The organism is Bifidobacterium sp. ESL0790 (assembly GCF_029395435.1).
GTDB lineage: Bacteria > Actinomycetota > Actinomycetes > Actinomycetales > Bifidobacteriaceae > Bifidobacterium.
This window is the reverse complement of record NZ_CP113915.1, coordinates 674,728-692,972: the sequence shown is the minus strand read 5'-3', so window position 1 is coordinate 692,972 and position 18,245 is coordinate 674,728. Positions and strand designations below refer to the sequence as shown.

At 62.9% G+C, this 18,245-nt stretch carries 10 protein-coding genes; 4 read left to right on the top strand and 6 right to left on the bottom strand.

From position 1 onward, the window contains the following. The first annotated feature begins 289 nt into the window (after nucleotides 1-289). The 4 genes from OZY47_RS02460 (at nucleotide 290) to OZY47_RS02445 (ending at nucleotide 11,185) form a co-directional block, all read left to right on the top strand. Nucleotides 290-937, top strand: a complete 648-nt coding sequence (locus OZY47_RS02460; RefSeq protein WP_277178422.1) for a methyltransferase — start codon at nucleotides 290-292, stop codon at nucleotides 935-937. Nucleotides 938-1,041: 104 nt separating this feature from the next. Then, nucleotides 1,042-5,262, top strand: a complete 4,221-nt coding sequence (locus OZY47_RS02455; RefSeq protein ID WP_277178420.1) for a DUF3418 domain-containing protein — start codon at nucleotides 1,042-1,044, stop codon at nucleotides 5,260-5,262. Nucleotides 5,263-5,732: 470 nt separating this feature from the next. After that, complete coding sequence (locus OZY47_RS02450; protein ID WP_277178418.1) at nucleotides 5,733-9,866, top strand: BspA family leucine-rich repeat surface protein; 4,134 nt, start codon at nucleotides 5,733-5,735, stop codon at nucleotides 9,864-9,866. 545 nt (nucleotides 9,867-10,411) lie between these two features. Continuing rightward, nucleotides 10,412-11,185, top strand: a complete 774-nt coding sequence (locus OZY47_RS02445) for a hemagglutinin (RefSeq protein WP_277179078.1) — start codon at nucleotides 10,412-10,414, stop codon at nucleotides 11,183-11,185. 248 nt (nucleotides 11,186-11,433) lie between these two features. On the opposite strand, the gene OZY47_RS02440 is transcribed toward OZY47_RS02445, so the two are convergent. The 6 genes from OZY47_RS02440 to OZY47_RS02415 form a co-directional block, all read right to left on the bottom strand. Then, complete coding sequence (locus OZY47_RS02440) at nucleotides 11,434-12,771, bottom strand: glutamine synthetase family protein (protein WP_277178416.1); 1,338 nt, start codon at nucleotides 12,769-12,771, stop codon at nucleotides 11,434-11,436. Between the two features lie 241 nt (nucleotides 12,772-13,012). Next, the gene (gene priA / locus OZY47_RS02435; protein ID WP_277179076.1) at nucleotides 13,013-13,738 is read right to left on the bottom strand and encodes a bifunctional 1-(5-phosphoribosyl)-5-((5-phosphoribosylamino)methylideneamino)imidazole-4-carboxamide isomerase/phosphoribosylanthranilate isomerase PriA; all 726 of its coding nucleotides are present in this window, start codon (nucleotides 13,736-13,738) and stop codon (nucleotides 13,013-13,015) included. Between the two features lie 104 nt (nucleotides 13,739-13,842). Beyond that, on the bottom strand, nucleotides 13,843-14,529 hold the full coding sequence (hisH, locus tag OZY47_RS02430; protein ID WP_277178414.1) for an imidazole glycerol phosphate synthase subunit HisH: 687 nt from the start codon (nucleotides 14,527-14,529) through the stop codon (nucleotides 13,843-13,845). A gap of 411 nt (nucleotides 14,530-14,940) precedes the next feature. Next, nucleotides 14,941-15,732: a hypothetical protein gene (locus tag OZY47_RS02425; RefSeq protein WP_277178412.1), complete on the bottom strand. Its 792-nt coding sequence runs from the start codon at nucleotides 15,730-15,732 to the stop codon at nucleotides 14,941-14,943. Further along, nucleotides 15,732-16,334, bottom strand: a complete 603-nt coding sequence (gene hisB / locus OZY47_RS02420) for an imidazoleglycerol-phosphate dehydratase HisB (protein ID WP_277178410.1) — start codon at nucleotides 16,332-16,334, stop codon at nucleotides 15,732-15,734. The genes OZY47_RS02425 and hisB overlap by 1 nt, the downstream gene beginning before the upstream one ends. A 324-nt stretch (nucleotides 16,335-16,658) precedes the next feature. Then, nucleotides 16,659-17,822, bottom strand: a complete 1,164-nt coding sequence (locus OZY47_RS02415) for a histidinol-phosphate transaminase (protein WP_277178408.1) — start codon at nucleotides 17,820-17,822, stop codon at nucleotides 16,659-16,661. Between the last annotated feature and the right edge of the window lie 423 nt (nucleotides 17,823-18,245).

The following is an 18,245-nucleotide window of genomic DNA, read 5'->3' as shown; positions in this document are numbered from 1 at the left end:
CTTCCAACAAATTCAATAACATTTCGCTGCCCCACATTGTACCGGCTGCCGTCTCCCAAAAGGAAAGGTCAGGCGGTAGGCAAAATCCACAATCCGCCGCAAAAACACCGTTTGACGAGGTTGATTGCCAGTGAAATCCTGTTCCGGTCTGGAACTAGGATGGGGAGCCTGATATCGACGTGTGGCCCGGGTTGGAATTCGGGCCAGGATGAGACGAAACGGACTAGACGATATGGGCGAGAACAAGGCCGGGAGAACGCAATCGGCGCAGGCGAAACAGCCAGCACACATGCAGACAGAACGTGCGCAACCACAACAGCCACAACATTCGCACGCGGAGCAGTATTTTTCGGCGGAACCGTCCTCGCGCGACGTAAGGCGGACTCTGCATGTCTCGCTGCGTGGGCATGACGTGGACGTCGAAGTGTCAAATGGGGTGTTCTCGGCACATCGGCTCGACCTCGGCACCTCCGTGCTGCTTCGCCACGCGCCTGAGCCCCCGGAGAACGGCACGTTTCTTGACATCGGCTGCGGTTGGGGGCCAATCGCGCTGACGCTCGGACTGGAATCACCGAAGGCCAACATCTGGGCCCTCGATGTCAACGAGCGTGCGCTGGAGCTGACAAAGGCAAACGCTGAAAAACTGGGCTTGGGCGAGCGCATCCACACCGTGAAAGCCTCGGAAATCCCGGCAGGTCTCACCTTCGACCTCATCTGGTCGAACCCGCCCATCCGCGTGGGCAAAGACGAGCTGCATACCCTGCTGATGGCATGGCTGCCGCGCCTGAGCCAGGGCGGCCGCGCCTACTTGGTGGTGCAGAAGAACCTCGGCAGCGACTCGCTCATCAAGTGGCTGGCCGGTGCGCTCGGCGACGATTTCGCCGTCGCCAAATACGCGAGCTCCAAAGGCTACCGCGTCATCGAGGTCCGGCACTAGAAAACCCACACACCCAAACCGGGCCATTCAAAACAGGAACCCCGCAATTCCGGCCTTCCGTTTTTAAATGGCCCCGTTTGGGTGTGCGTACAATAGAGAAACGCATGAAATACCATTATCCTTCAGAGCTTCCGGTCAGCGCGGCGCATGACGAGATCCAGCGCGCCGTTCGCGATTCGCAGGTCGTCATCGTCTCCGGCCAGACCGGCTCCGGCAAGACCACGCAGATCCCGAAGATGCTGCTCGAGATGGGCCGCGGCACCCACGGCCACCAGATCGTGCACACCCAGCCACGCCGCCTCGCCGCACGCACCGTGGCCGAGCGCCTGTGCGACGAGATGGGTGTCAAGCTCGGCGACGAGATCGGCTTCCAAGTCCGCTTCACCGATGAGAGCTCGCCCAAGACGCGCCTGCGCATCGTCACCGACGGCATCCTGCTCGCCCAGATTCAGCGCGACCCCAAGCTTTCACGCTACGACACCATCATCATCGACGAGGCGCACGAGCGCAGCCTCAACATCGATTTCCTGCTCGGCTATCTGACGGCCCTGCTGCCCAAGCGCCGCGACCTGAAGCTCATCATCACATCGGCCACGATCGACTCGATGAAGTTCCAAGAGCATTTCGAGCACGCGCTGCACACCAAGGTGCCCGTCATCGAGGTCTCCGGGCGCACCTACCCGGTGCAGGTGGTCTATGAGCCGCTGGGCGGTATGCCCGCGCTGATGCGCCACGTCCCCGGGTTCGCCGACGGGTCGCTGCCCGACGCCAACGGCGAGATTCCGGGCATGGGTGGCTCCGGCTCCGGCAACGGCCACGCCGACCGCGCCGACAGCCAAGACATGTCCCGCGCCGTGGCCCGCGCCTGCTCCGAGCTCGTCATTCATTCCAGCCACGAACGCGGCGCCCGCGACATCCTGGTCTTCGCCTCCGGTGAGCGCGACATCCACGAATACGAGGACGCCCTGCGCCACCACTTTGGCCCCCGCGCCGCCGACATGCGCCGCCCGGACGCCATCGAGATCGTGCCGCTTTACGCCCGTCTCTCCTCCAAGGAGCAGCATCGCGTCTTCGAGCACCATTCGCACCAGCGCATCGTCATCGCCACCAACGTGGCCGAGACGTCGCTGACGGTGCCGGGCATCCGCTATGTGGTCGACCCCGGCGAGGCCCGCATCTCGCGCTATTCCAAAACCGCCAAGGTGCAGCGCCTACCCATCGAGGCCATCAGCCAGGCCAGCGCCGACCAGCGCAGCGGCCGCTGCGGCCGTATCGCCGACGGCATCGCCATCCGCCTCTATTCCAAGGACGACTACGACGCGCGCCCGCGCTTCACCGAGCCCGAGATCCTGCGCACCTCGCTGGGCGCGGTGGTGCTGCACATGCTTTCGGTCGGCGTGGCCCGCACCGCCGACGATGTCACCCACTTCGGCTTCATCGACCCGCCCGACACCCGTTCGGTCTCCGACGGCTTCAACGAGCTGACCGAGCTCAAGGCCATCGCGCGCAAGCACGGCGAGGTGCGCCTGACCCACATCGGCCGCCAGCTCTCGCGCATCCCCATCGATGTGCGCCTGGGCCGCATGATCATCGAGGCCGCGCACAAGACCATGCCCAACACGCTGGCCGCCGTGGTGGTCATCGTCGCGTTCCTGAGCCTGCAGGACCCGCGCGAGCGCCCCGACGAGATTCGCGCCGAGGCCGACCGCGTCCACAACCGCTACGCCGACGAGACCAGCGACTTCCTCACCGCCCTCAACATGTGGGACCACATCTTCGGCGCCGAGGAGGGCAAGGACGGTAACCACACCGGCAACGCCAAGCTGCGCAAGATCTGCAAGGCCGAGTATTTCAGCTTCGTGCGTCTGCGCCAGTGGCGCGATCTGGTCACCCAACTCAACGCGATGTGCCGGCAGATGCACTTCAAGGTCGGCTTCCCCAAGCCGATCTCGCGCCCGGCACCGGAGATCCTCATGCTGCCGGTCAACCAGCAGGCGGCGCACGCGCTGTGCTGCTCCTGGGATTCGCAGGGCATCCATACCTCCATGCTCTCCGGCCTGCTCTCGATGATGGGCATGCAGGTGGTGCGCGAGCCGAAGGCCTCGGACTTCTCCGGGCTCAAGGGCGCGGCCAAAGCCCGAGCGATGAAACGGGCCAAGAAGCAGTCGAAGAACGAGTACCAGGGCGCGCGCGGCACCAGGTTCGCGCTCTTCCCGGCATCCGCGGTGGCCAAGACGACCCCGCCGTGGGTCATGTCGACCGACCTGACGGAGACCTCTCGCCTGTGGGCGCGTTATTCTGCCGCCATCGATCCAGCGTGGGCCGAGCCGTTGGCGGGCAGCCTCACGCGCGTCACGTACGCCGAGCCGCATTGGTCGGGCTCACGCGGCAGCGCCATCGCCAGCTCGAAGGTGTTGCTCTACGGCTTGCCGATTGTGCAGGACCGCAAGGTGCAATGGGGGCGCATCAATCCGCCCGAGGCACGCGACTTCCTCATCCGCCAAGGCCTGGTGGAAGGCGACATCGAGCAGCGCTTCTCCTATGACGGCTTCGTGCAGGATAATCTGGACATCCTGCAGAGCGCGGTCGACGACACGAACCGCACGCGCCAGGTCTCCGATTCGGTGAGCGACGAGGATCTTTTCGACTTCTATAACGCGGTCATTCCCCAGGACGTCACCAGCGTGGCCGACCTCGGCAAGTGGGTGAAGACCATCCACGACGACCAGCCGCATCTGCTCGAGTTCGACCCCGCCAAGGTCGAACGTCTGCAATCGCACGATTCCGTGGATCTGCGCGACTATCCCGACCACTGGCACACGCTGGGCACCGATGGCACGTCCATCGACCTGCGGCTGAGCTATGTCTACGACCCGAGCGACCCGGTGGACGGCGTCACCGTTCATATCCCCATGAAGGCATTGTCGCGACTGACCCCCGAGCAGTTCACCTGGAATGTGCCAGGTCTGCTGGACGAATTAATCCTGGGCTATATCAAGTCGCTGCCCAAGTCGCTGCGCGTGCAGTTCGTGCCCGCCCCCGACACGGCCCGCACCATCCGCGCCGCCATCGACGAACGCTACCCCGACCTGCCCGGTTCGGGCTCCGAGGGCAAACCGAACCTGCCACCTGTCGACGAGGCGACCGGCATCACCCGCTGGCCGGATTTCGCGCACGTCTTCACCTACGCCGCCATCACCAGCGTCAACGCCACCATCCACCCCGAGGACTTCAACAACGACCAGCTCGCCAAGCTCTCGCCATATTTGCGCGTCACGTTCAGTGTCGAGGAGCCGCTTCCTCCGGCTGCCGGAAAAAGGCATCGTGGCGGTAAAAACAGCAATGACAGCAAACAGAAACACGCCAAAACCGACAATTCCAAACAGACCATCATCGACGACGCCACCTTCCGCGAGCGCCGTCACGGTGGCAAGCGCCGCTACAAGGTGCTCGGCACCGGCAAGTCGCTAATCGAGCTGCAACGCAGGTTCGCCCGCCAAGCGCAGGCGAGCGCCCGCAAGACCGTGGAGCGCCAGGCCAACAAGGCCAAATCGCAGGGCAAGGTGGTGGCCCAGGCCAACCTGCTCAACAAGGCGGGCGCCACCACGCTCTCCCGCGCCGAGATGCTGTGGCAGGCCGCGTTCGACAAACTCAAGCTGCCCGAGGACCGCATCTCGTCGCGCTGGCTTGGCGGCGAGGCGCTGATGCTCGCCAGCGCGCCCTACAAGTCCACCAAGCTGCTGGTCGACGACCTCGAGCTCGCGGCGGTCAAGCGTTTGCTCCCCCATATCGACAGGGCGGCGGACGACACGGCCCTGGCCGAGGCGATCAGCGGCGCGCAGCAGCCTTTCGAGGACACGGTCTACACGGTGGCGCACGACGTCATCACCATCCTCAAACGCTACGCCGAGGTCGACAAGGTGGTGGGCGGCAAGGCGGATCTGACGATGCTGGCGGTGCTGCAATCGGTGCGCGAGCATATCGCCACGCTCGTCCATCCCGGGTTTATCGGCGAGACCCCACCGGAGGCGCTGCCCAATATCGAGCGTTACTTGCACGCCGATGCGATGCGCCTGGAGAAGGCCAAAACCGACAAGAACCGTGACGTCCGCTGGGCGTGGGAGGCCGACGAAGCCAAGGAACTGGTCACCCACGCTCAAGCCAAACTCAAGGCCGAGCCGGCCGGTCCGCGCCGCGAGGAGTATGCCAAGAAGGTCGAACAGGCCCGTTGGATGCTCGAGGAGTTCTACGTCTCGCTGTGGGCGCAGGAGCTCGGCACCAAGTCCCCCGCCAGCCTCAAGCGCCTGCGCAAGCTGCTCGCGTAACCAATCCAGGTACCTAGTACGTTGTCCAGAAATTTTGGTTTTCTATCTTTATCACAAAAGAGAAAACCTAGAATATTTGTCATACTTTTTGGCGGTTTCTGCGCGTTTAGTCATACTTAATGTTACAATTTGACCTGTTGACGCTAATTTTTAGTACAAATTTTATCAAGGGGCAAGGTAGTTTTTATGACTGGACGCAATCGCATCATCTGCGCTTTCATGGCCATTTCCGCTATCCTCACGTTGGCGTTAGCGTCACCGTTGGCGGGTGCCAACGAAAATAGCACCGAAATCTACCCCCCCCCGCGGGTCTGACCCAAAAACGCGTTGTAACAGACACGTCCGAAGTTCCATCGTCGTCACCTTCGCCTGACGCAGGAGAATCGCTCTCACAGAACCCTTCCGGCACTTCCCAGCAAAACCCTTCCTTTCAGCAGTCCCAGTCGCCTATCACATCCAGATTATCACCGTTGACTAAGTCGAACCCCACGGTCGGCCCGCAGGACGCGACCTGTTCGCAGCCGGGCGAGCACACCTGGGGCACCTTGACGTGGAACGAGCACGTCGACGGCAATGACTGCGTCTTGGAATTGGAATCAGGTCAGGTACCCGACCATACCGGCACGAACGCCGACCCGGGTGTCCCATGGGCCGGTCACTCGTCGGTGACCAAAGTCGCTGTAGACAATGGAGTGAGCCTAGGGCCGACGGGCGGCCGGTACCTGTTCACCCACCTGACCAATCTGAAGGCCGCCGACGTGGGCAACCTCGACACGAGCCAGGCGACGGATTTGTTCGCCATGTTCTGGAACGACAGCCTGCTGGAGATTGTAACCAGCATCAGCAACTGGGACACCTCGAGTGTCACGAACATGAACTCCCTGTTCAACATGTGCGTCAAACTGGTCAGGGTGGATCTGAGCCCGCACGACGGCAAATGGGACACCAGTGCCGTGACCGACATGACCAACATGTTCGTCGGCGACGCCGAACTCATCAGCACCGGCGCACCCGGCCTGTCCATTCCAGCCGGAGCCACCCAGACCCACATGTTCGACTATTGTGCCAAGCTCGTGCGCTGCTCCCAGCCAGGGGACCACCCATGGAGCACGCTTACTTGGAACGAGCATATCGAAGAAGACGGCAGCACCGTGACGTGCGTCCTAGAACTCAAAGCCGGGCTTGTGCCCGACCACACCGGCACGAACGCCGCCACGACGGTCCCCTGGACCAACGACACATCAATCACCAAAGCAAAGGTCGACGCGGGCGTAAGTCTGGGGACGACTGGCGGCCGGTACCTGTTCACCCAACTGACCAACCTAAAGACCGCGGAAGTGGGCAACCTCGACACGAGCCAAACGACAGACCTGTTCGCAATGTTCTGGAACGACACCAGTCTCGAGACGGTGACCGGCATCGAAAACTGGGACACTCACCTTGTAACCAACATGAACGCCATGTTCCACTCCTGCACCAAGCTCACCAAAGTCAACCTGAACCACAACGGCAACCAGTGGGACACGGACGCAGTGACCGACATGACCAATATGTTCTGGAACGACGGCGAGCTCACCTCAATCGGCGTGCCCGGCCTCGAGATTCCCAGCGGTGCCACTCAGACCAACATGTTCTACAACTGTCTGAAGCTCGTGCGATGCTCCCAACCCGGCGACCACCCGTGGAGCACGCTCACCTGGAACGAGCACCTCGAGGATGACGGCAACGGGGGCGTCGTCTGCGTCCTGGAACTCAAGTCCGGCCGGGCGCCCGACCACACGGGCACGAACACCTCCACGACCGTGCCCTGGACCAACGACACGTCGGTCACCAAGGCCAAAGTCGACGCTGGTGTAAGCCTCGGCGCCACCGGAGGCCGCTACCTGTTCACCCACCTGACCAATCTGAAAACCGCGGACGTGGGCGACCTCGACACGAGCCAGGCCAACGACCTGTTCGCCATGTTCTGGAACGACAGCAATCTGGAGACCGTTACCGGCATCGAGAACTGGGACACCCATCTTGTCACGAACATGAACTCCCTGTTCAACATGTGCCCCAAGCTCACCAAGGTTGACCTGAGCCGGCACGGCAGCCAGTGGGACACCGACAACGTGACGGACATGACCAACATGTTCGTCGGCGACGGGGAACTCTACAGCATCGGCGTGCCCGGCCTCGAAATCCACAACACCACCACCCAAACCCACATGTTCGACTACTGCGTCAAACTCATCCACTGCGGCAAGGCCGGCGACTACGTCTGGGGCACCACCGACCCCCTGCATTGGAAAGAAACCATGACCGGCACATTCGAGGATCCCCAGTGCATCCTCGAACTCGAACACGGCACCATCCCCGACACTGGTACCGCCGGCGACAGCCCAACTAGCCCCATCCCATGGAATGACCCCGGCGTCAGCCGGCTCGTTGTCGACCCTGACACCGGCCAAGGGCCCGTCAAGCTCACCAGCGGCTGGGGCATCTTCGACGGCCACTTCCTGCCCGGCCTCAGGACCGCCGACGTCATCCACCTGGACACCAGCCAATCCACCCTCATGGGCTGGATGTTCCACGACCAGCCCCTCCTCACCACCATCGATGGCATCCAGAACTGGGACACAAGCCACGTCACCAACATGTACAAGATGTTCCTCAACTGCCCCAAACTCACCAACCTCAACCTCAAACACGACGGCGATCAATGGAACACTCACAACGTCACCAACATGGCCAGTATGTTCAACGGAGCTTCCAGCCTCACCAACCTTGACCTCTCCAACTGGGACACCAGCGCACTGACCAACATGACCGGCATCGTCACCGGCGACGCCAGCCTCGAGATACTCGACATGACCGGCTGGGACACCTCCGGTATCACCGACATGAGCAACCTGTTCCAGAATCTGCCCAAGCTCAAGACCATCAGGGGAATCGGGGGCTGGGACACGTCGCATGTCACCAACATGAACTCCATGTTTCAGGGGGACGCGGCGCTGGTGGGTGAGGCTACACCGGGCACTGACCCGCACCCCACGCCCAACGGGCGCACCCTCGACCTCTCCGCGTGGAACACCAGCCACGTCACCGACATGCGCAGCATGTTCAAAGGATGCTCCTCGCTGGAATCCCTCGACATCCACACATGGGACATGCGCACGCTCGGCTCGTACGACGAGTTCACCGACGACCACGGACGCCACCTGCTCAACCAGTCGCAGATGATCGCCAACTGCCCCCACCTCTACCGTGTCAAGGTCGGCCCCAACATCGACTTCAGTTACCACGAACAGTTCCATGGCGCCTATTCATGTGTCCCGCACCAGTGCATCTGGTACACGAACAACGCCCATGCGTCGCCTGTACTCCAGTACGGAGACGGCTCCGACTTCGCCTCCGAACCCGCCGAAGCGATCAGGGATACGCCGGTCTACAAAAACTCCAGCCAATCGGCCTGGATGTACGGCGCCAGTTACAGAAGCAACACCAACAACATGACCCTCGGCCGCTTCCCCACCCCGGAGTGGATCTACCTGATCACCACCCACTACTCCGGCGCTTGCTCCGACGGGGAGGCCATGCCCACCACCGTCATGTGCCCCACCGTGAGTAACCCGGGCTACCGGCTCACCGGATGGAAGAACGGGGAGAACGGCACGTACAAGCCGGGCTCGTACGTGCCCTATAGTGTGCCGGGTAACACGCTGACACCCGTATGGAGCCCGCTCACCCCTCCAGGAGTCAGTAAGGCCACACCACACGCCGGCGGGAGCCTGACCGTGGGCGGGGGCATGCCCGGCGGCACCCTCACCGGCGACACATACACTGCCACACCATACGCGGCCGCTTCGGGAGGCACCGCGGGCGCCAGCTCCACCAGCGCCACCGTGACCGAAGTCACCGCCAGCGCACCAAATGACGGTTCATGGACCGCAGACTATTCGGACACCACCAACCCCTACCCCGCCGACACCGTCGGGACGGGAACCAGTATGTGGTTCACGTCCAAGCTCACCCAGGCCGACAACACGACCAGCGGCGAATCCGCCAGAAAGAAGCTCACCGTCGACACCGTCGCCCCCGGACTCCAATCACACATCGGCGGGCGCACCGCCTCCAGCGGCCCGGGCGTGCAGGCGACCATCAAGGGCATGGTCCGCACCAGCGGCGACAGCGTCGCCCAGCCGGGCAACACCGTCGAGGCCGGCGACCGCATCACCATCACCTGGCCCGACGGCACCACCAGCGGAGCCAAGGCTGACGGGTCACCACTGCCTAAGGGATCCAACGGCAGCATCGTCAGCGCGGCCGACGGGTCATTCGCCATCGACATCCCCAGCGGGCAGGCGCTTGACGGAAGTGAGGCGACCGTCAAGGTGTGGGACAACGCCGACGGCGACGGCACCGACCCCAACCACCCCGCCGGCATCGAGAACAAAGCCAACATGACTTCCATCGGAGTGAAGCTCACTCCGCCGACCGTCGACAAGCTCCCCCTCACCGGCCACCACTGGCAGCACAACGGTCTCATCGCCTTCGCTGTGGCCGTTGTGCTGGCCATCACCACCGGAGCCTATGCCCAACGCAAGCGCCAACGCCACTGAACCAGATACCTCGAAAGCCGAACTGGAAACATCCGCACGCTCACTCGGCCCCAGCGAACGAATCCATCCAGTTGTCCCTTGGACCGGACACATCCATATGCTCACTCGGCACCAGCGTGCAGATGCGTCCAGTCCAATGTCGGAGTGGATATATTGCAACGCTCACCTTGTGCCAACGACCAAACCCGTCCAGTTCAGTAATGAAATGGATATATCGCAACGGACACCAGCCGCCACCGAACGAATCAATCCAGTTCGAAAGTGGAGTGGGCATATCGCAACACTCACCCAGCGTGAACGTTCGCGGCACTGAACTCACTATCAGTGAAACCTGCCCCAAAGCAAGCAACCACAAACAATAAAAAATCTCTGCCGGAAAACTTTCAGGTGCGGGCGCTACCATGGCTCACGTGACTTCTCGTTCCCGCACCCGCTCCCATTCCTCCGGCTCATTCTCGAAATCCCTCAAGCGCAAATGGCGCCTGGCCAGCACGCCCGCACGCGTGGCGGCCGTGCTCGTGGGCGTCGTGGCGGCCATCTGCGTGATGGCTCTCGTGATGGGCCTGGTGCGCGTGGTCCAGTGGCACGTCGAGGTCACCGAAGCACAGAAGCGGCAGGAACAGCTGGTTCAGCAATACGATTTCGACCCCGGTGACATCATCTCCGACTCGCAGTTCTTCAACGCCGACGCGATGAGCCAGGCCGAGGTGCAGGCGTTCATCATCAAGCACGGGCCGAACTGCACGTCGGCCAACTGCCTGCCCGTCAAGACCTTCGACACCGAGACCATGCCGGCCAACGAGCAGTGCAAGGCCTACCAGGGCGCCAAGGGCGAGCTCGCGAGCGCCATCATCTACAAGTCGGCCCAAGCCTGCGGGGTCAGCGAGAAGGTACTGCTCACCGTCATGCAGAAGGAGCAACATCTCATCGGCTCCGCCAACCCGAGCGACTTCCAATACAAGTCCGCCATGGGGCTGAGCTGCCCCGATGACGCCGACTGCGACCCGCAATACGCCGGGTTCTTCCGCCAGGTCTACGGCTCGGCGAAACGCTTCAGGTATTATCAGGCGCACGAAAGCCAGTACGGCTACCACGCCGGCACCCTCAACTACGTGCAATACCACCCGAACAAGAGCTGCGGCGGCACCCAGGTCTACATCCGCAACTCGGCCACGGCGCTGCTCTACGTCTACACGCCCTACCAGCCCAACAACGCCGCGCTGGCCGCCGGCTTCAACGAGGGCGACTCGTGCTCCAGCTACGGCAACCGCAACTTCGCCCTGATCTACGACAACTGGTTCGGCGACCCCCGCAAATAGGGCGCGACTGCCATACACACGCCACTCAGCCTCACTCAGCGACCCAAAATGGCGCAATTCGAATTTCCAGCCATTTTTGAGCCACTCAGCCCAACTCAGTGGCTTAAAAATGTCGACATTCAACAGTCTCGCCATAAACAAGCCGCTGAGAGACTCCAAGCGGCCCATTTATGGCGTAACCACATTTTCCCGCCATTTTTGGGCCGCATAGGTACACTCAGCGGCGTAATTATGGCGCAATTGCACTGTCAGAGCCTGGGCAGGTACTTCTCCAGCTCGTAGCGGGTGACCTGGCGGCGGTAGTCCTCCCACTCCTGGTGCTTGTTGCGCAGGAAGTACTCGAAGACGTGCTCGCCCAGCACCCCGGCGACGAACTCGGACTTCTCCATCACCTTCAGCGCGTCGTCGAGCGATTCCGGCAGCGGCTCGATGCCCATGGCCTTGCGCTCGGCGTCGGTGAGGTCCCACACCGCGTCGCTGGTCGGCTCGCCGAGCGTCATCTGCTGCTCGATGCCGTCGAGCCCCGCCGCGAGCAGCACGGAGAAGGCGAGATAGGGGTTGGCCACCGGGTCGAGCGCGCGGAACTCCATGCGCGCCGAGTTGCCCTTGCCCGGCTTGTATTGCGGGATGCGCAGCAGCGCGGAGCGGTTGTTGTGGCCCCAGCACACGTAGCTCGGGGCCTCCTTGCCGCCCCACAGGCGCTTGTAGGAATTGACGTATTGGTCGGTGATCGCGCAGATCTCGGCGGCGTGGTGCAGGATGCCGGCGGCGAACTGCCGGGCGATCAGCGACATGTTGAATTCCTGCCCGGCCTCGTAGAAGGCGTTCGAATCCCCGTCGAAAAGGCTCAGGTGGGTGTGCATGCCGCTGCCGGCCTCGTCGGTCAGGGGCTTGGGCATGAAGCTGGCCTGGATGCCGCGCTCCAGCGAGATCTCCTTGATGACGGTGCGGAAGGTCATGATGTTGTCGGCCGTGGCCATCGCGTCGGCGTAGCGCAGGTCGATCTCGTTCTGGCCCGGGCCCACCTCGTGGTGCGAGTATTCCACGGAGATGCCCATCTGCTCGAGCATATTGACCGCGGCGCGGCGGAAGTCCATCCCGGGGCTGCGCGGCACGTGGTCGAAGTAGGAGCCGTGGTCGATCGGCGTGGGCGGCACGCCCCAATCGTCCTGTTGCTCGAAGAGGTAGAACTCGATCTCGGGGTGCACATAGAAGGTGAACCCCTTCTCCTTGGCCTTCTCCAGCTCACGCTTCAAGATGTGGCGCGGGTCGCCGAGCGAGGGCTCGCCGTCGGGGGTGTAGATGTTGCAGAACATGCGCGCGGTGCCTTGCGGGCCGCCTCGCCATGGCAAGATCTGGAAGGTGGAGGGGTCGGGGCAGACGATCATGTCGTCCTCCGAGACACGCGTCATGCCCTCGATGGCCGAGCCGTCGAAGCCCAGACCCTCCTCGAAGGCGTCCTCAAGTTCGGCTGGCGCGATGGCCACGGACTTCAGCGTCCCCAGCACGTCGGTGAACCACAAACGAATAAATCGCACATCGCGTTCCTCGACGGTACGCAAGGCGAATTCCTGCTGTTTATCCATATCGCCATTTTCTCATTGCAATATTACGGCCAGTTAAACAGCAGGCGTGAGGTTGCTGGGTGGGGTGGGGTGGGCTTGGGAATACCGTCACCGTTATCATTTGACGGACAATTATGACCGGCAATTATGCATTGGGTAATTGTTCGCAGCGGCGTTATCGGCCACGCTTGGCGTCGCACGCGAAAACCATCCGGGATTATGCGGCAAGACCATTCGCGCGCGACCGCCCACACCAGGATTATCAGCCTACGACCTCAAGCGCCTCCTGCAGCGTGAAGGCCCCGGCGTAGAGCGACTTGCCGACGATGGCGGCGTCGACGCCGATGCCCTCGAGCCCTTTGATGGCGCAGATGTCGTCGAGGCTGGAGATGCCGCCCGAGGCGGTGACGTGGGCGTCGGTGCGTTCAGCGACCTCACGCAGCAGGGTGAGGTTCGGACCAGTCATCATGCCGTCGCGCGCCACGTCCGTGACCACGTAGCGGGTGCAGCCGGCCTTGTCGAGCATCTCCATCGTCTCGAAGAGGTCGCCGCCGTCGCGGGTCCAGCCGCGGGCGGAGAGCGTGTGCCCTTTGACGTCGAGGCCCACGGCCACGCGGTCGCCGTACTTCTTGATGATCGAGACGGTCCAATCCGGGTTCTCCAGCGCCGCGGTGCCGATGTTGACGCGTGCCGCGCCCGCCTCGAGCGCCGCGCCCAGGCTCGCGTCGTCACGCACTCCCCCGCTCATCTCGATCTTGACCTTGTCGCCCAGCTTTTGGGCGATCTCGCGCAGCTGGGCGCGGTTGTCGCCGGTGCCGAACGCGGCGTCGAGGTCGACCAAGTGGATCCATTCCGCCCCGGCGTCCACCCAGGTCTGCGCGGCCTCGAGCGGGCTGCCGTAGTCGGTCTCGGAGCCGGACTTGCCTTGGCGCAGACGCACGGCCTTGCCGTCCCTGACGTCGACGGCGGGAAGCAATGTAATCATGATCTTCTCTTTTCTCTGGTCTGTATCTCTCTGGTACTCGTTTGCTCGTTCAGTTTTTGTTTATCGCGTTTGTAGGTCTTATTCGCGGATTCGCGAATTCGTGAATTTCACCGCAGGGTTTCGGCCCAGTTCCTCAACAACGCTGAACCGGCCTCGCCGGACTTCTCGGGGTGGAACTGCGTGGCGGAAAGCGGGCCGCGCTCGTAGGCGGCGACAAAATGGCTGCGGCCGTAATCGCACCATGTCACCCGTTGCGCCACGTCGGGGGCGATCAGCGCGGATGGCCTTGGTTTTGACGCCATGCCGGCTTTCCCGTTGGAGCTAGCTTCGGGAATCTCGGCCGACGACGCGGCGTAGGAGTGCACGAAATAGAAGCGCTCGTCGCCCAGGCTCCGCAACAAAGTGGAATCAGCGGGCGCTTGGATGGTGTCCCAGCCCATATGCGGCACCACGTCGGCGTCGATCAGGTCGACGCTGCCATCGATCACGCCAAGCCCGGGCGTCACGACGCCGCTCTCGCTGCCCTGTGTGAACATGACCTGCAATCCGACGCACACGCCGAGCACCGGCCGACCCGCGGCGAGCCGTTGCAGGATGACGTCGTCCCCGCGCACGGCCCGCAGCCCCTCCATGCAGGCGGCGAACGCGCCGACGCCGGGCACCACCAGCCCGTCGGCCTCAAGCGATTGCCGGTGGTCACTGGTGAGGGTGGCGTCCAGGCCGATATGGGCGAGCGCGCGCATCATCGAGCGCACATTGCCGAAGCCATAATCAAACACGACGACCTTCGCCATCGTCACCTCCCGCTAGGAATGGGCATCAAGAGACACCTGGAGCACCTGCCAACACAATGCTTTCATCCTATGCGCCCACCCTGTGCGAGACCCCATCCGGCTCATATCGCGGGACATGACGCCAGACGGATGGTCACCTAGCCAACATCATCACGAAAGATAGGTCTGCAACGCAAACCCAAGGTTCCGCCATATTCACGCCACTGAATGCATGCCAGCGGCCCATTTATGGCGCAATCCCAGAGTTACACCATTTTCACGCCACTAAGGCAACGCTAGTGGCCCATTTATGGCGCAACCCCAGAAATACGCCATATTCACGCCACTAAGGCAACACCAACGGCCCATTTATGGCGCAATCCCATCGTTGCGCCATTTTGGGGCCGCCAAAGTGACCGGCCAGGCTCCGGATTATTGGATCTGGGGGCCTCGGCGGCCGAATTTGACGTGGTCGGCGATGATCTTCATGGCCTTCACGCGGTTGAACTCGCCGGTGTCGATGACATGCTCGCCCTGCGCCTTCAGCCCCATCACGTCCATCATGCCGAGCATGAGGTCCTCGACGAACGCGGGCGAGGAATCCAGCAGGGCCGGCGGGGCGAATTTCTGGCCCGGCTCGCCGCCGAGGTAGAGGGTGGCCTCGAGCTTGTCGGCGCGGTTGACGACCAGCACCACGGGCATGCCGTTGACCACGCGGGTGAGGTCCTTGGCCGCGGCCTCGGGCGCGTCGCCATCGAGGTTGCGCAGCACCGCCACCGCCCCGCTCTCGTCGGCCAGGCATTCGGCGGAGATGTCGGCGATCTGGCAGAACGCGGCGAGCAGGTCGGCCGAGGAGAGACGCGTGACAAGCACCGCCACCTTGGCGCGATTGCCCAAAAGCCCTTGCAGCTCGTCGTCGAAGTTCAGCGTCTCTTCGGCAGCACCGGTGACGGTTTGCGCATCGTCGTCTGAGCCATCGTTCGAGTCGTCACCGGCATCATCGTCACCATCATCGGCACTGCCAGCATCCCCGGAGTTATCCGCTTGAGCCCCAGCATCAGTACCGGCATCGCCACCAGCATCCTGGTCGGCGAACTCCTTCTCGAAACCGGCCATGGCCGCCTCGAGCTCGGCGTCGCTGAAGTGCAGGTCATCAGACTCCCCGTCGTGGTCGCCTTCGCCGAAATCCTGGCCCTTGCTGTCCTCGCCCTTGTCGTCGGCCATCACAGCGCTCCCTTGGTGCTCGGGATGATGCCGGCGATGCGCGGGTCGGGCTCGACGGCGAACCGCAGCGCACGGGCCAACGCCTTGAACTCGGCCTCGGCGATATGGTGCGGGTCACGGCCTGCGAGCACCGTCATGTGCAGGCAGAGGTCGGCGTGGAAGGCGATGGATTCCATGACGTGGCGGACCAGCGAACCGGTGAAATGCCCGCCGATCATCGCGTATTGGAAGCCTTCGGGCTCCCCGGTGCACACGGCGTACGGGCGGCCGGAGATATCGACCACGGCGCGCGCCAGGGCCTCGTCGAGCGGCACGGTGGCGTCGGCGAACCGGCGGATGCCGCGCTTGTCGCCCAGCGCCTGCTTCAACGCCTCGCCGAAGACGATTGCCGTGTCCTCCACGGTGTGGTGCACGTCGATGTCGGTGTCGCCGGTGGCGCGAATCTTCAGGTCGATCAGCGAATGCTTGCCCAGCGCGTTCATCATGTGGTTGTAAAACGGCACCGAGGTCTCGATGTCGGTTTTGCCGGTGCCGTCCAGATTCAGGCTCAGCTCCACCTTGGATTCGCTGGTCTCGCGCACTATCGTCGCCGTTCTTGCCATGTCCGCTCCTTTTCACTGGTTCCCACACATTTCAAGGCTTTCACCATCATAATTCATCGCGAAGCCAACCGGGAACGCCTCGCCCGGCCCACGGCCATAACGCGACGTTTCCGAGCCGCGCGGATATTCTCAGCCGACCATTCCCCATCGGCGCAACCGACTCGCGATTATTCCAAATCCCGCACACGCGATCACACGCCAGGCCACGCCGCGCAGTCACGCCCACATGGCCAACCCATGCCGATCAACACACAGCAACCAGCAAACAGGCCGGATGCGATTGAAGCCACGAAACGCATCCGCGCCGCGAACAGCCCACAACGCCTATTCGTGTTCGAGCTGCGCCAGCACCTCGGTCAACGCCTCACGGAAGCGCGCCATCTCTTCGTCGATGCCCATGCACACGCGCAGCCAGCCCTCGGGCCCGACCACGCGGATGAGCACACCGCGCTTCAGCAGCTCGTCGAAAATGCGGTCGCGGTCGTCGAACGAGCCGCCGAAGAGCAGGAAGTTGGACTGGGAATCGGCCACCTTGAGCGGCTGGCCATGCCAAGTCTGGTGCTTAAGCCAGTCGGCGGTGGCCTCGCGGGTCTCGCGCAGGTGGCTCACCTGGGCCAGCTGCTCGTCGGTGTGCTCCAGGGCGGCGAGCGCCGTGGCCTGCGTGACGGCGGAAAGATGGTAGGGCATGCGCACGATGCGCACGCAGTCGATGATGCCGGGTGAGGCGGCGAGATAGCCCACGCGCGCCCCGGCGAAGGCGAAGGCCTTGCTCATGGTGCGGCTCACGGCGAGGTTCGGATAGCGGCCGAGCAGCTCCAGGGCCGTGGGCATGCCCGGGTCGCGGAACTCGATATAGGCCTCGTCGACCACGACCACTGGATGCACGCCGTCCTTGGCGCCGGCCACGCCGATCTCGGCCGAGGCCTTGAGCACCGCCTCGAGGTCATCCATCGGCAGGATGGTGCCGGTCGGGTTGTTGGGGCTGGTGAGCAGCACGATCGCCGGCTTCTCGCGCCCCATGGCCCGCAGCAGCGCGTCGAGGTCGAGCGTGAAGTCGTCGCGGCGCGGCACGGTGAGCCACTGGGTGAAGGTGTCGCGGGCGTATTCGGGATACATCGAATAGGTGGGGTCGGCGCCCAGCGCCTTGCGCCCCGGACCGCCGAAGGCCTGGAAGACCTGCAGCATGATCTCGTTGGAGCCGTTGGCGCCCCAGATCTGCCCGACGTCGAGCCACACGCCAGACTCGCGCTTGAGGTAGCGGGCGAACGCCTCGCGCAGGGCGGTGTGCTCGCGGTCGGGATAACGGTTGAGGGTCGGGGCCACCTGCCGCACACGCTCGGCAATCTCGTCCACGACGGCCGGCTCGGGCTGGTACGGGTTCTCGTTGACGTTCAGGCACACCGGCACGTCGAGCTGCGGTGCGCCGTAGGGGACCTCCCCGATGAGGTCGTTGCGCAACGGCAGGTCCTGCGGAATCGTATTGGTCATCTTGCTCTTCCCTTCGTTTCGACAGTGTCCGTTTTCTGGCATCCGGCACAAGCCATGCCAGAAAACGGCCACTGAGTCATCCCAAACGACCATTTTCCGGCATCTTACCTACCTCATGCCAGAAAACGGACACTCACAGACTCTAAACGACCACTTTCCAGCATCCAACGCAGCCCGTGCTGGAAAGCGGCCACTGAACCTCTCTCAACAATCACTTTTCTGCATCTTACCGACTCCATGCATAAAAACAGTCACTGAACAGCTGCAAATGAACGTTTTTCTGCATCTCACCACAACCATGCCGAAAAACAGTCACCGAGAACAATTTAGTGATCGGTTTTCGGCATCCTGAAAACAACATGCCAGAAACCGATCACTACGTGTTCTTAACCGTCCCGTTCCCACGAGTGCTCTACTGACGAT

What these genes read in the sequence shown, in the direction of transcription:
- OZY47_RS02460 (WP_277178422.1), top strand. Translation starts at nt 290, where the DNA reads ATGCAGACAGAACGTGCGCAACCACAACAGCCACAACATTCGCACGCG.
- OZY47_RS02455 (WP_277178420.1), top strand. Translation starts at nt 1,042, where the DNA reads ATGAAATACCATTATCCTTCAGAGCTTCCGGTCAGCGCGGCGCATGAC.
- OZY47_RS02445 (WP_277179078.1), top strand. Translation starts at nt 10,412, where the DNA reads ATGGCTCTCGTGATGGGCCTGGTGCGCGTGGTCCAGTGGCACGTCGAG.
- OZY47_RS02440 (WP_277178416.1), bottom strand. Translation starts at nt 12,771, where the DNA reads ATGGATAAACAGCAGGAATTCGCCTTGCGTACCGTCGAGGAACGCGAT.
- hisH (WP_277178414.1), bottom strand. Translation starts at nt 14,529, where the DNA reads ATGGCGAAGGTCGTCGTGTTTGATTATGGCTTCGGCAATGTGCGCTCG.
- OZY47_RS02425 (WP_277178412.1), bottom strand. Translation starts at nt 15,732, where the DNA reads ATGGCCGACGACAAGGGCGAGGACAGCAAGGGCCAGGATTTCGGCGAA.
- hisB (WP_277178410.1), bottom strand. Translation starts at nt 16,334, where the DNA reads ATGGCAAGAACGGCGACGATAGTGCGCGAGACCAGCGAATCCAAGGTG.
- OZY47_RS02415 (WP_277178408.1), bottom strand. Translation starts at nt 17,822, where the DNA reads ATGACCAATACGATTCCGCAGGACCTGCCGTTGCGCAACGACCTCATC.